10 protein-coding genes are annotated in these 13,873 nt (G+C 58.5%); 9 read left to right on the top strand and 1 reads right to left on the bottom strand.

The features are described from left to right. Positions 1-131: 131 nt before the first annotated feature. From HFRIS_RS17945 to HFRIS_RS17985, 9 genes are all read left to right on the top strand, one after another. Entirely contained in the window at positions 132-1,034 is a 903-nt protein-coding gene (locus tag HFRIS_RS17945; protein WP_006712707.1) for an EpsD family peptidyl-prolyl cis-trans isomerase, read from the top strand. Between the two features lie 70 nt (positions 1,035-1,104). Further along, on the top strand, positions 1,105-1,899 hold the full coding sequence (gene epsE, locus HFRIS_RS17950) for a polysaccharide export protein EpsE (RefSeq protein ID WP_081626883.1): 795 nt from the start codon (positions 1,105-1,107) through the stop codon (positions 1,897-1,899). A gap of 71 nt (positions 1,900-1,970) precedes the next feature. Further along, on the top strand, positions 1,971-3,368 hold the full coding sequence (epsF, locus tag HFRIS_RS17955; protein WP_006712709.1) for a chain length determinant protein EpsF: 1,398 nt from the start codon (positions 1,971-1,973) through the stop codon (positions 3,366-3,368). Between the two features lie 51 nt (positions 3,369-3,419). Next, positions 3,420-4,298 carry a chain length determinant protein tyrosine kinase EpsG gene (gene epsG / locus HFRIS_RS17960; protein ID WP_039876320.1) on the top strand — a complete coding sequence of 293 codons (879 nt, stop codon included), beginning with the start codon at positions 3,420-3,422 and terminating at the stop codon, positions 4,296-4,298. 29 nt (positions 4,299-4,327) lie between these two features. Continuing rightward, positions 4,328-5,971: an exosortase B gene (gene xrtB, locus HFRIS_RS17965; protein WP_006712711.1), complete on the top strand. Its 1,644-nt coding sequence runs from the start codon at positions 4,328-4,330 to the stop codon at positions 5,969-5,971. A gap of 128 nt (positions 5,972-6,099) precedes the next feature. Then, on the top strand, positions 6,100-7,572 hold the full coding sequence (locus HFRIS_RS17970) for an O-antigen ligase family protein (protein ID WP_006712712.1): 1,473 nt from the start codon (positions 6,100-6,102) through the stop codon (positions 7,570-7,572). 86 nt (positions 7,573-7,658) lie between these two features. Beyond that, on the top strand, positions 7,659-8,900 hold the full coding sequence (locus HFRIS_RS17975) for a glycosyltransferase family 4 protein (RefSeq protein ID WP_006712713.1): 1,242 nt from the start codon (positions 7,659-7,661) through the stop codon (positions 8,898-8,900). Next, complete coding sequence (locus HFRIS_RS17980) at positions 8,897-9,955, top strand: acyltransferase family protein (RefSeq protein ID WP_006712714.1); 1,059 nt, start codon at positions 8,897-8,899, stop codon at positions 9,953-9,955. The genes HFRIS_RS17975 and HFRIS_RS17980 overlap by 4 nt, the downstream gene beginning before the upstream one ends. A 28-nt stretch (positions 9,956-9,983) precedes the next feature. Then, positions 9,984-12,023 carry an acyltransferase family protein gene (locus tag HFRIS_RS17985; protein WP_039876323.1) on the top strand — a complete coding sequence of 680 codons (2,040 nt, stop codon included), beginning with the start codon at positions 9,984-9,986 and terminating at the stop codon, positions 12,021-12,023. Between the two features lie 46 nt (positions 12,024-12,069). On the opposite strand, the gene HFRIS_RS17990 is transcribed toward HFRIS_RS17985, so the two are convergent. Further along, on the bottom strand, positions 12,070-13,473 hold the full coding sequence (locus tag HFRIS_RS17990) for an Atrophin-1 multi-domain protein (protein ID WP_237022610.1): 1,404 nt from the start codon (positions 13,471-13,473) through the stop codon (positions 12,070-12,072). Positions 13,474-13,873: the final 400 nt, after the last annotated feature.

The following is a 13,873-nucleotide window of genomic DNA, read 5'->3' on the forward strand; positions in this document are numbered from 1 at the left end:
CGCTCGGTATGAGGTGTACCGGCGCCTGGGCAACAAGTGGTAGCGAATAAACAGAATGAAAAAATCGAGAGCTTGGTGAAATGAAAATCGGGAACGAAGCGGTGATAAAACATAACAAAATGGCGACCAGGATGCTCGTCTCGACCATGCTCTTGATGGGCCTTGCTGCCTGCGGCGAGAAAAAGCCGGCTGCGGCGTCCTCCAGTCAGGTAGTAGCCATCGTCGATGGTCAGGAAATCACGATCCACCAGGTCAACAATGAATTGGCCAAGACCGGTGGTCAGCAGGTCACCAAACAGTTGCTTGATGGCCTGGTCGCGCGCCAGCTATTGATCAATGCCGCCAAGAAGGACAAGCTCGATACCGATCCGGCCGTGCTGGCCGACATGGAGCGCGCGCGCAATCTGGTGCTCGCCCAAAGTTATGCAGCCACCAAGGTGAAGGCGCCTGCCCGGCCCCTGGATCAGGACATCGACGACCTGTATCGCAAGAACCCGGACTGGTTTGCGCAGCGCCGCCAATTTGAGTTCGCACAGTTGATCGTCGCTGGCTCCAGTGTCACACCCGAGCTGCGTGAGTTGATGGATCAGCGTGGCAAGAGGCTTGAGGACGTCGTGGCCTGGCTGGACGCGCATCGCGTCCAGTACGTCCGCCAAAACGTCATCAAGACCTCGGCAGACCTCCCGCCGCAGATGAATGCCACCCTGAAGAACATGGAGCGAGGAACACTGTTCATCGTGATCGAAGGTCAGACCTCGATCCTGACCTCGTTGCAGGACGTCAAGAATGCGCCCGTATCGTTGGCCGTGGCGACACCTCAGATTGTGCAATATCTGGTGACGCAGAAGCAGAATCAGGCCTCTGAACAATTGCTGGATCGTCTCAAGAGCGAGGCCAAGATCGAGTATTCCGAGCAGGCGAAATCGTTCAAGGATTTGAGTGTCGCGAGCCCTGCTGAAAAGGACGATGCCGGGAAGACAGCCGAGAGTGTCAAGAACGATGCAATATCGCGCGGCGTGGCCAGTTTCAAGTAAGGAAGTATTGATCAACATCCGGGCGTCCGACGCCTGAATCAAGAACCTGATGTACTGCGGAGTAATGACAATGATGAGAAAAATGGTATTTCTGCTGGTCGGCCTGTTGCTCGCCAGCACCAGTCTGTTTGCCAAGGCCGATGACATCCTGCTGGGTGCGGGTGACGTCATTCGCGTCAAGGTGTATGGCAGCGACGACCTGAGTCTGGAAACCCGGATCAGTGAAGCCGGTGTGATCAGCTATCCGCTGGTGGGCGAAGTCAAGGTTGGTGGCCTGTCCACGGCGCAGGCGGAGACCAAGATCGCCAGTCTGCTCAAGAACGGTGGTTACCTGAACAATCCGCAGGTCAACATTCTGGTTACCGTGCCGCAAAGCCAGATGATCTCGGTGCTGGGCCAGGTGACCAAGCCGGGTCGTTACCCGCTGGATGGTCGACGCAACGTGGCTGACGTGATTGCCTTGGCTGGCGGCGTCACCCCCGACGGTGGCGATGCCGTGACCATCGTGCGCCCGGATGGTAAGGGCGGTGTTACCAAACAGCTCGTCGATATCTACACCATTACCCACAGTGGTGATACCACTTCTCTGCCGGGTGTCGGCGCCAATGACGTGGTCTATGTCGAACGTTCACTGCGCTTCTACATTTACGGTGAAGTGCAACGTCCCGGCATGTACAAGCTGGAACGCAACACCACCGTGTTGCAGGCGTTATCCGTGGGTGGCGGCCTGACCCAACGGGGTACCGAGCGTGGTCTGCTGGTCAAGCGTCGTGATCCCGAGGGCAACCTGCAGGAGGTCCCCGTCAAGAAGGACGACCTGCTCCAGGCCGACGACATCGTTTATGTGAAGGAAAGCTGGTTCTAACCAGTCTGTCCGACATCGTAGAAGTGCGTTTTTTTAGTGAATGAAATACGCCAACCAGGAGGCGTGATCCTATGAACCTATCCCAATTTCTTCTGATCCTTCAGGCGCGTCGCAAAGTGATCCTGCTCATTCTGGCGGTCACGGTGGTAGTGACGCTGGCGGTTAGCCTTGTACTGCCCAAACAATACAAGGCGACATCGTCCGTGGTGCTCAACTACAAGGCTTCGGACCCGGTCACCGGTCTGGTGGTCTCGCCTCAGGCGCTACCCGGTTTCATGCCGACGCAGGTGGCCATCATCAACAGCCCCTCGGTGGCGCTGGCGGTGGTCGACAGCCTCAAGCTGACGCAGCAGCAGGCCGTCAAGGATGCCTATGAGGCCGATGATCACGGCGAACTGGACATCCGTAACTGGCTGGCTGCGCTGCTGCTGAAAAAGCTTGATGCCGTTGCCTCCAAGGAGAGCAGCGTGATCGATATCACCTACAGGGCAGAAGATCCGCAGTTTGCCGCGCTCGTTTCCAATGCCTTCGCCGCTGCCTACCAGAATGTGAGCATGCAGCTGAAGCTGGACCCGACCCGCAAGGCCTCGGTCTATTTCAACGATCAGGTCAAGGTTCTGCGCGACGCGTATGAGCAGGCTCAAACCAAGCTGTCCAAGTACCAGGAAGAGCACGGCATCACCAACCTGGACAACCGTACCGACGTCGAAAATAATCGCCTCAACGATTTGTCGACCCAGCTGGTCATGGCTCAGGGGGCTCTGGCGGAAGCCCAGTCCCGTCGCCGTCAGGCCAGCGGTGGTGGCGCCGGTGAATCGCCGGACGTCAACTCCAACGCCTTGATCCAGAACCTGCGCGCTAATCTTGCCAGCTCGGAAGCACGCTTCGAGCAAGCCGCCAAGCGACTGGGTACCAATCATCCGGACTACCAGTCGGCCAAGGCCGAGCGCGACGGTCTGCGTGCCCAGTTGGCTGCTGCCACTTCCTCGATCTCGGCTTCGGTGGGCAGCAATGCGACCATCCTGGCCAAGCGCGAGGCAGAAATCCGCGCCGAGTTCGAAGCCCAGAAGCGCAAGGTCCTGGAGATGAATCGCACCCGTGACGAACTGTCGGTGCTTACCCGCGAACTGGAAAGTGCCCAGCGCGCCTACGAGTTGACCACCCAGCGCTTCGCACAGACGAATCTGGAGGGGCAGTCCAACCAGTCGGACATTTCCCTGCTGTCGGCAGCAGTGCCGCCTGCCAATCCCTCCAGTCCCCGTATTTTTGTCAACCTGGTGCTGTCGATCTTCGTCGGTACCATCCTGGGCGTGATGGCAGCCCTGGGTCTGGAACTGACCAATCGTCGTGTGCGTTCGGAACATGATCTGGTTGAAGAACTGGGTCTGCCGGTGCTGGGTGCCATTACCCGCCCCGTCGCTGCGACACGTCGCGGCCGGTTCGGCTTTGGCCGCTCCAAACCAGTGTGAGTGCGGACTGCTCTCGTTCATCGATAAAAAATATGAATCCCCGGGAATAACATGACTACTGCAACGTTGACCTTCAATGAAGGCGCATCCCTGCCGAACCGCTCCATCGGTGCGATCCTGGTCGATAGCGGCAAGCTCTCCCCCGAGAACGCGGAACGTATCCTGCGCCTGCAGCGCGAGCGCGGTTTGCGCTTTGGGGACGCGGCAATCCAGTTGGGACTGCTGACCCAGTCCGATATCGATCAGGCGCTGTCGCGCCAGTTCGACTACCCCTATCTGCTCAAGGGCGAGAGCAAGGTCAGCGAGAAAGTCGTTGCCGCCTACAACCCGTTCAGCAAGCAGGTCGAAGCCCTGCGGGCGCTGCGCAGCCAGTTGATGGTGCGTTGGTTCGACGTCGACGGCAAGCACAAGTCCCTGTCGATCGTGAGCCCGGAGAGCGGGGAAGGGCGCAGTTTCATTGCCTCCAACCTGGCGGTGGTGTTCTCGCAGCTGGGCGAACGCACCTTGCTGATCGACGCCGACATGCGTCATCCTTGCCAGCACGAATTGTTCGGACTGGACAATCGCAATGGTCTGTCGGGCGTGATCGCCGGTCGTTGTTCCGCAGCCGATGCGCTTCAACGCGTGCCGGATCTGCTGGATCTGTCGGTGCTGCCGGCGGGTCCTACGCCACCCAATCCGCAGGAGCTGCTGGGACGTCCGAACTTCACGCAGATGCTCACCGACCTGGCGCAGGAGTTCGACATCATCCTGGTGGACACGCCCTCTGGCGCCCAATACGCCGACGGCAACATGATCTCGGCCCGCACCGGTGCCAGTCTGGTGGTGGTGCGCACCAATGTGACCCATATTTCTGCGGTGCGTACGTTGACGGATAACCTGACCAGTGCGCATGTGGCCGTGGTCGGCAGTGTCGTCAACGAATTCTGACGGCTGTTTATCCGCCGGAGAAAGTCCAGATGACTGCAGAGACCGTCCGCCCGATGCCCGAACCACGATTTTCCGGCCTGCCCTGGCTGGTGATCGCGGCAGGTCTGGCGGCGATGTACATTCCAAGTTTCATCGATCTGTTCCATGGAGTGTGGGGGACCGAGCGTAACGCACACGGTCCGATCGTTCTCGCTGTCGCCTGCTGCTACCTGGTGGTGCGGGTCCGCCAACTGTTGCAGGAAGGATTGATCGAACGCCGCCCTGCGCCAATCCCGGGCATGGCGTTTCTGTTGATCGGGATACTCAGTTTTGTACTCGGGCGGTCGCAGACGGTACTGTTTCTGGAAGCCGGCTCCCTGATTCCTATCCTCATGGGAATCGTGCTGCTGCAATTTGGCGTGCGTACCTGTCGTCGGCTGTGGTTCGCGTTTTTCTTCATGCTCTTCATGGTGCCGCTGCCCGCCTCGGTGGTCGATCTCCTGACGCAGCCGTTGAAGATTGGGGTGTCCTATGTGTCGGAGCAGGTGTTGCGCCTGCTCGGCTACCCCATCGCACGCAGTGGTGTGATTCTCTACATCGGCCCATACCAGTTGCTGGTCGCCGATGCCTGCGCCGGCCTCAATTCGCTGTTTACGCTCGAGGCACTGGGACTGTTGTACATGAATCTGGTGCGCCATCAGTCACTCCTGCGAAACGTGTTGCTGGCGGTTCTGATCGTGCCGATTTCTTTCACCGCCAATACCGTGCGCGTCATGGTGCTGGCACTGATCACCTACTATCTGGGCGATGCCGCAGGGCAGGGCTTCCTGCATGGCTTTGCCGGCATGCTGCTGTTCCTGGTGGCTCTGGGACTGATCATTGCATTAGATGGACTGCTACGCTGGATCGCTGCGCGTCATGCAAACTGGAAGGGTCGGGCCGCGCCGATGCCAGTGCAACGCGAGAGGGTGGACACCAGCCAAGCTGTCCGCGACAAGTTCGTCATGAACATTCGTCTGGCCGTACCGGTGGCCATCGTCATGGCAGTGTCGGTAGCAGTCGCAGGCCTGCTGGTACCCCATGAGATGCAGACCGTGAAGGCCGCCAAGCTGTCCGCCGTCGTGCCGACCCAATTCGGCGACTGGCGGGAAATGCCGTCGCCTTTCTTGCAGGTCGACGTCGGACTGGATGACGGGACCGGTCGCAATTCGGATCAACCTTACGACGATGTGCTCAGCCGCACCTACGTCAACAGCCACGGTCAGATGGTGATGCTGGCTCTGGCCTATGCCAACGAGCAGACCCAGGACGTCAAGATCCACCTGCCCGAGGTCTGCTACGTCGCCCAGGGATTCAAACTCAGGGATGAGCAGCGGGTTGAGATGCCGATGCGCGGACAGGATCATCCGATTGCCGCTTCGCGTTTCGTGGCCACTCAGAAGAATCGTGTCGAGGCGGTCAGCTATTGGGTGCGCATCGGTGATGGTTTCCCCAATGGGGGCCTGGCTGCGCGATGGAAGATTTTCAAGGATGGCATGGCAGGTCGGGTCTCGGACGGCATTCTTGTGCGGGCCTCCAGTTTGATGGCGGAAAAGGATGACGAGGCCGACGCCTTTGCCTTGCAGCAGAAGTTCCTGCAAGACCTGGATGCCGCTGTGCGCGTTGGCCAACCTGGCCTCTTGGTGCCGGTCTGAATTTGGCTGGCAGTCAGACCGATGGGGAGTTTCTCCTGATTCGCCGGCGGCTCCAGCCCCAATTGCAAATGGGCGGATGGTCCCGGTGAAACCGAGGCAGATGCGTACTGCCTGGGCAGACATGATGATTGATCGAATGGCCGGTATGGCAGCCATTCGCCAAGGAAGAAATGATGAGAAGAATCAACCTCCCACCCTCTGAGCTGAAGTTCCTGCTCGCCGCCTGCGTCATTGCAGCCATGGCGGGTCTGGTCCTGCCTGTGGTAGCCGGCCTTCTGGAAGGTAGCTATGCACGCCTCGCTGCATTGCCGGCACTGCTGATCTTCGGGGGGCTGTTCCTCTTCAACAAGCGCCTGCTCTTGTTGATCGTGCTTCTGCTGCGTGCTTCCGGGGACATCGTGCTCGAGTCCACGCGTGTCGGTTCCGGCGGTAGTCTGTCGCTGGGTCTGGGCGGGGCTATCAACGGCTTGATCATCCTGATGGCTTTCCTGTTCTTTATCGAGAAGCCCAAGCTGCTGCCGCGCAAGGCATGGCTCTACTGGATGATATTGATGGTCGTCGCCTTTGCGGGTATGGCCGTCTCGCCCGACAAGGGGGCGGCACTCAAGATCGTTCTGGGCCTGTGCTCCTATTTTGCCGTGTTCGTCTGCGCGTTCTACCTGGTGCGTACGCCTGAGGAATTCAGATCGATGGTCTTGTTGATCCTCGCGTCTTCACTGATTCCGGCAGTCTACGGCCTGGTCAGCACCGCGCTCAATGCACGCGGTGGACTGAGCGGATTTCGCCTGCAAGGTACCTTCGGTCACCCCAATATCTTCGCTTTCTATCTGACCCTGGTCATCGCGCTGGGCCTGTATGTGATCAAGAGTGCCGAATTCAAGCTCGACCAGTTCAAGCGCTTCGTACTGGCGGGCTATCTGGGCGTGCTCTTCCTGCTGTTGTTGTTGACGCAGACCCGTAGCGCCTGGGTGGCGTGTTTCCTGATCTTCTTCCTGTACGGCGTGAAGTTCGAGCGGCGCTACCTGGTGTACATGCTTGTGCTTGGCACCTTGGCGCTGATGGTCCCCAGTGTGCAGGAGCGTATCCTGCAACTGGATTCGGGCAATACCGTCACGACCTACGCGAAGCTGAATTCCTTCGCCTGGCGAACTTATCTCTGGCAGTCGGGATTGAACTGGATGACGCCTTCGCACTACATCTTTGGCTACGGGGTCGAAGCCTTCCCCTTCTATTCGGGTATGTTTTTCCCCCTGGCCGGCGGCGTAAAGTGGGGGGCGCACAGCGTGTTCGTGCAGTGGTTCTTCGATACGGGATTGGCGGGTATGGTGGCCTATCTCGCCATCTTCTATCAGGTCATGCGGGTGCTCATTCGCTATTACTCGGTGGACAAGCTCGGCGCCGTGATCCTGATCTGTACGCTGATTGAATACTTGGTCGTTTCGGCGTCGGACAACATGCTTTCCTACCTGGCCTTCAACTGGTATTTCTGGTTGGTGATGGGCATGGGCTGGTCGGTCTATGCCAACAGCGAGGCCGGCAAACAGGAAGCCATGAAGAAGAAACGCACCGCGCTGCAACCGGTTCCCGCCGTATCTTCCTGAAACCAGGTTCGGTCGCTCCATTCCGAACCATCGATATTCGTACTCCGGCCTCGCCGCCGGGGCATGCACTCGCCATCGAATCTGTCATGACAAAAAAAATCGCCTATTTCATCAACCAGTATCCCAAGGTCAGCCACAGCTTCATCCGCCGTGAAATCGCTGCGGTGGAACTGCAGGGCTTTGCCATCGACCGCATTGCGCTGCGTGGCTGGGACGCCGAAGTGGTGGATGAAGACGATCGCGCTGAACGTGACCGCACCCGCTATATCCTCGAGCGAGGCGTGTTTGCCTTGCTGGCGCCGATGCTGCGCCAGGTGCTGAGCAACCCCAAGGGCGCGCTGGCCGCACTGGGCCTGGCTTTCAAGATGGCGCGTCGCGGTGAGCGTGGGCTGATCTATCACCTGGTGTACTTGCTGGAAGCAGCCCAGGTGGTTGAATGGACTCGGGATTTTGGTGCCACTCACATCCACGCGCATTTCGGCACCAATTCCACTGAGATCGTGATGCTGGCGCATTGCCTGGGTGGCCCGACCTACAGTTTCACCGTGCACGGCCCTGAAGAATTCGACAAGCCACTGGCATTGGGCCTGGACGAGAAGATCCGGCGTTCAGCCTTTACAGTGGCCATCACCTCGTTCTGCCAGAGCCAGTTGTATCGCTGGGTGGAGCAGAGCGTGTGGTCCAAGGTGGCCATCGTCCATTGCGGACTGGATCGCGGTTTCTATTCGGATGCGCCGGCACAGGCTCAGGCTGCGGCGCGCCTGGTGTGTGTCGGACGCCTATGTGAACAGAAGGGGCAGTTGCTGCTGGTCGAGGCCGCAGCAGCGCTCCATCGCAAAGGCCTGTCCTTCGAGCTGGTGCTGGCCGGCGACGGTGAGATGCGCCCGCAGATCGAGGAGCGTATCCGTCATCACGGACTGCAGGAAAAAATCCGTATTACGGGATGGATCAGCAGTCGCCAGGTGCGCGATGAATTGCTTGCCGCCCGTGCCATGGTTCTGCCCAGCTTTGCAGAGGGATTGCCGGTGGTCGTGATGGAAGCCATGGCGTTGCGCCGGCCCGTGTTGACGACTTTCATCGCAGGCATCCCCGAATTGGTGATCGATGGAGAGAACGGCTGGCTGTTCCCGGCAGGTGACGTGGAGCGCCTGGTGAATTCCATGCAGGCCTGCCTGCAAGCTTCGCCTGAACAACTGGAACGCATGGGGGAGGCGGCCCACGTCCGTGCAGTGGCCCGTCACTCCATTGATACGGAGGCGGCCAAACTTGCGGCTTTGTTCTCCGGCCATTCCGGGCAAGCAGTCGCTTCCCAGGGAGCAGTGGCATGAGCATGGTGCATACCAAGCATCAGGACATCGCTTCGCTGGACGGGTGGCGTGCTGTTGCCATCATCATTGTCGCAGCCAGTCATGCGGGCCTGGGCAAGATCGTGCCGGGCGGTCTGGGTGTGACCATATTCTTCTTCCTGAGTGGCTATCTGATCACGACCTTGCTCCTGCGGGAATATGCCGCCAGCGGTGCGATCAACATCAAGCATTTCTATCTGCGCCGCTTGCTCCGTTTGACGCCCCCCTTGCTGCTGGTACTGGTGGTGACGTACCTGTTGACCTACTTGGGGTGGTTCAAGGGGTATGCAACCTGGCAGGGTTTTTTTGCACAGCTTTTTTATTTTGCCAATTACTACGGCTTGTTCTTCGACGCCGCTCATACGGTTCCATTGGGGACGGGCGTGTTCTGGTCGCTGGCGGTGGAAGAGCATTTCTATTTCTTCTTCCCCGCCTTGCTGCTGCTGATGCTGCATCGGGCCCAGCGAAGACATATCCCGGTCTACCTGGCAGTGGCGTGCTTGTTGTTCCTTGCGTGGCGCTGCTATCTGGTCCTGGGTGTGGGCGTGTCGGTCGAGCGGACATATTACGCCAGCGATACCCGTATCGATTCCATGCTGTACGGCTGCATTCTGGCCACCGTGCAAATATCCGAGCGCTGGCAGCAGACATTGCAGAGGCCAGTGGTTCGTCATGTTGCCGTGTTGTCGGGGCTGATTTTGTTGTTGGCTTCGCTGGTTGTGCGTAATGATGCTTTTCGCGAGACCATTCGCTATTCCCTGCAGGGTATTGCACTGCTTCCTCTGTTCTATTATTCGGTCAACAATCCTGGAATCTGGCCGTTTCGCTGGCTCAATATCGGGTGGATACGCCGTATCGGCATCTATTCCTATTCGATCTATCTGGCCCACTACGTCATGCTCAACAACGTTGACTGGATCTCTCGTCACGCTGTAGTCAACGTCCTCGTTGCACTGATTATTTCCTGCCTGTTTGCCATCGCGGTAGATCGCTTTGTCGATGCTCCATTGCGCGTGCTCCGAGCGCGGCTTCGTTAGTCCGGCACTGGTCGAGAAAGCCCATCACATGGTCACACACAACGAAAATCCTGTTATTGAGAAAGACGCGGCGGATTTGTCTGCGCCTCCCATCACATCGGGTTCCGCCTTGCCCCAGCTGCACCCCAAATACCGCGCCGATATCGATGGCCTGCGTGCTATCGCCGTCGGTTCGGTAGTGATCTTCCATGCCTTTCCGGAGTGGTTCAAGGGGGGCTTCATTGGCGTGGATATCTTCTTCGTCATTTCCGGTTTCCTCATTTCGCTGATCATCTTCAATAATCTGGAGCATGATCGCTTCAGCATCGTCGATTTCTACATCCGCCGTGTCAAACGTATTTTCCCGGCATTGATGACGGTGATGGTCCTGTGCGCGGTGGTCGGTGGCATCATTCTTTTTGCCGATGAATACCGTCAGCTTGGCAAACACCTGCTGGGTGGCTCTACCTTCATTTCCAATATCCTTTTCTGGCGCGAGAGCGGTTATTTCGACAACTCCGCCGAAACCAAGCCCTTACTCCATCTCTGGAGTCTGGCCATCGAGGAGCAGTTCTATCTATTCTGGCCGCTCCTGCTGGCTTTCGTGTGGAAACGCAAATGGGGCTTCCTGCGCATCATCGGCGTGATCGCACTGGCATCCTTTGTGGTCAATCTGTATCTGATCGGACATGACCAGACAGCCGCCTTCTATTCGCCCTTCGCCCGCTTCTGGGAATTGATGGTGGGTGGGGCCTTGGCGTATATCAACCTGCACAGAGCTGATCTCAATGCCCGCTACAAGGATGTGCAGTCCTGGCTGGGCGTGATCTTCCTCGCGGTGGGGTTCGTGCTGCTCAACGCGTCGCGCAGTTTCCCCGGATGGTGGGCGCTACTGCCGTGCGTGGGGACCTTCCTGCTGCTCTCTGCCGGTCCGGGCGCCTGGTTCAATCGCAAGGTGTTGGCCAGCAAACCGATGGTCTGGATCGGACTCATCAGCTACCCGCTGTATCTCTGGCATTGGCCCTTGCTGGCCTTCGCCGCGATTATCGCAGGGGAGACCGCCCCACAGGAGTGGCGGCTGATCGCGATGGTCGCTGCAGTAGCACTGGCCTGGATTACCTTCCTCTTCATCGAACGACCGTTGCGCCATGCCCGCGGGACCAAAGTGGTACTGGTCTTGCTGGCTGTCAATGTGATCGTCGGCGCCGCAGGTGCGGCGATCTACGTCAATGGTGGTTTCCCGCAGCGGGCGATCAATGAAAAGCTCGACTATCTGGCACGTGCTGATGTATTCGAAGGTTCGCGCAACTCCGATGGTAGCTGCGCACGCCTGAATCAACTGAGCGAAGTCAGCGAAGAGGTGTGTCTATCCAACTCTGCACAGCCGGAGGTACTTTTCGTCGGTGACAGCCATGTGATGGCATTGCACTCGGCGGTCTTCGACCGGCAGTTGGCGCTTCCTTCCATCATGGTCGCAGGGCACGCCTGCCGCGTCTATCCCAATTTGCCCTACGAAGCTGCCAACGTGCGGCGCTGGTCCAATAACTGCACTGAAATTGCGAAGCAGGCCATCATGGTCGGCGCCAGACTGCCGTCCATTCAGACGGTGGTTATCAGTGGCGCCTATCCACGCGGCAATCTGGACTCGCCGTCCCAGTACAAGGTCAATGGGCATACTATCTCGCAGCGCGAGGCATTCATGGCAGGCTACGGAGCCTTGATCGAAAGCTTTATCGCACAGGGCAAGCGTGTGGTCTTCGTCGCTGATGTGCCCTACCTGAAGCTGGACCCGCACTCTTGCGTCAATCGGTTCGGTACCGAGCCCACGCGCGAATGTGCGTTCACACAGGCCGAGCATGAGCAGATACGCAAATCTTATGACGCGGCGGTAGCCGAATTACGCCAGCTGCATCCGAAGGCAACGGTATTCGATCCGGTGTCCCTGTTCTGCAAACAGGGTAAGTGCCAGGCCAAGATCGATGGCGCTTATCTCTACAACGATGATCAGCACATCAGCCTGGCTGCATCGAAGTACTTGCTGCAGTCGATGCAACATGACGGCTTGTTGCCGCCAACGTCGTCCAAATAGAAAAGCCGCCGTCGGTACGACGGCGGCTGAGTGAACATGGCGTTCGTCAGTTGGCTTTGAGAAGCTGACCGCCTACGGCAGTGCTGTTGCCCACACCGCTTTGCGCGTAGAGCGCGAGGCGAGGCGAGTTTGCATTCCAGGTAAAGGTCTTGCTTTCGCCGTTGGCCAGATAGCCGCTGTCGAAAACGACTTTGCCCGCCAACTGGTCATAGATGCTCATGCGCAGTTTGCCGCCGTTGGTGGTACGGGCGGTGAGCGTGTAGCTGGCGCCCATGACCGGTTTGGCCCAGGTGACGGCATTCATGCCGCGGTTGCTGTAGTTGACCACCTCCGAGACCGAACTGGTTGCCGGGAAGACGACTGCCTGGTCCCAGGAACTGAACTTGCCCAGGACGCTTCCCGACTGCTGAGTCCAGTTGCCGCGCATGGAAAGCAGGTTGAGGTTCTGGTTAGGCGTGAATTTGTTGCCGTTGCCATCGACCCAGCTTTCTGCGCTGATCACGCGGCGCAGGCCAGCTCGCACGGACTGCAATTCGTTGGCGACGGTGTTGTTCCAGCCACTGGGCGAAGGGTTGGCATCGGAGCCGATTTCGGCGTAGATGACGAAGGGCGTACCGATGTTGGCATCGACGATATAGGCGCCATAGCGCTTGAGCGTCTCGGCGATGCGGCGCACTTCGGCATTGCTGATACGGCTGGTGTCGAAATCCGGTGGCAGCATGACCAGGCTGCCCTCAGGAATACTGCCTTTGTTGCGTGTGGCGGCATAGGTATCGGCCGAGGTCGCCGGGAAGACATAAGCTGGATTGGGGCTCAGCCCCGAATAGCTCAGGGACATGGCCAGGGCGTGCTTGTAGTACTCAGGCTTCTGCGCTGCTTCGTGGGTACGGATGATACCTGCCGCAGCCGGCACACCCGTGGCGCGCGCGCCCTGGTAGTAATGGCCGGGTTCCGGCCAGCCGCGGCCGTCGATCCTGGTCCAGGCATACATGGCAGCGGTCCACTGGGTGCCTTCCTGCTTGAGCTTGAACAGCGAGTGGACGATGCCTGTGGTCGGGTCGACGATGTCGGCATGGCCGTCGGTGCCCGGCGCGGCGCGGGCCGCAGCGGGCCAGTGTGGGATGGTGACGTCGTGGTAATTCTCGTCGTCGGTATTGAACAGCCCCTTGCTGCCGGTGAGCCCCTTGACGGTCACCGGTGGGTCATCGGGCGAGGCCAGAAAGATGCCGGTGGAATAGGTGTTGTTGGTCACCGCCGGGAAATACGTGTCGGTCGGTATCACGAAATTATCGAATACCGGATTGACCGGGCGGCTGTTCCATAGCGAGTCTGCAGCGAATGGCTTGAGGTAGCTGCCCCATTCCTGCGCCCAGGTGGGTGAGGTCGAAAGCAGGGCGGTCATCGCCAGGGTAAGTTGAAGACGCCGTAGCGTTTTTTGTGGCCGTTGCATGGGCAGCTCCTGTGAGGGTGGAATAGCGATGATCTGGGTCGGAAGATTAAGTTCTACTCAACTGGAAATGTAAGTAGTTTTATGGAAGAGCTGAAAAGTATAGCGAGCATTCCCGCGAAGTATTGTCAAAAAGCGCAAGTGCTCAAGCTTTTTGCTTCAAAATTTCCACGAAAAAGGTGAAGGAAAATTTTTGAGCGCTGAGCCAGATAATAATTGTCGCGATGCAGCAATTTTGTGATTGCGTGTCGCATAATGGAGTCGGCAGAGTTGCGTTACTGTGCGGCAGAGCAGTCGGTGCTGCCCAATGGTAATTGAATTCCGGCAACTGGGCGCTGTGGCGAACCAATTTGCCCAACGACCAGCCTTGCAACTTGCTGCGAGGCAATTGAAATGCGAGCTT

It is taken from the genome of Herbaspirillum frisingense GSF30 (assembly GCF_000300975.2).
GTDB classification, from domain to species: Bacteria; Pseudomonadota; Gammaproteobacteria; order Burkholderiales; family Burkholderiaceae_D; genus Herbaspirillum; species Herbaspirillum frisingense.

Bases quoted from the DNA above. Each gene is read 5' to 3' on its own strand.
- HFRIS_RS17975 (WP_006712713.1), top strand. From the start codon at position 7,659: ATGACAAAAAAAATCGCCTATTTCATCAACCAGTATCCCAAGGTCAGC.
- xrtB (WP_006712711.1), top strand. From the start codon at position 4,328: ATGACTGCAGAGACCGTCCGCCCGATGCCCGAACCACGATTTTCCGGC.
- HFRIS_RS17985 (WP_039876323.1), top strand. From the start codon at position 9,984: ATGGTCACACACAACGAAAATCCTGTTATTGAGAAAGACGCGGCGGAT.
- epsG (WP_039876320.1), top strand. From the start codon at position 3,420: ATGACTACTGCAACGTTGACCTTCAATGAAGGCGCATCCCTGCCGAAC.
- HFRIS_RS17980 (WP_006712714.1), top strand. From the start codon at position 8,897: ATGAGCATGGTGCATACCAAGCATCAGGACATCGCTTCGCTGGACGGG.
- HFRIS_RS17945 (WP_006712707.1), top strand. From the start codon at position 132: ATGCTCGTCTCGACCATGCTCTTGATGGGCCTTGCTGCCTGCGGCGAG.
- HFRIS_RS17990 (WP_237022610.1), bottom strand. From the start codon at position 13,473: ATGCAACGGCCACAAAAAACGCTACGGCGTCTTCAACTTACCCTGGCG.
- epsE (WP_081626883.1), top strand. From the start codon at position 1,105: ATGATGAGAAAAATGGTATTTCTGCTGGTCGGCCTGTTGCTCGCCAGC.
- epsF (WP_006712709.1), top strand. From the start codon at position 1,971: ATGAACCTATCCCAATTTCTTCTGATCCTTCAGGCGCGTCGCAAAGTG.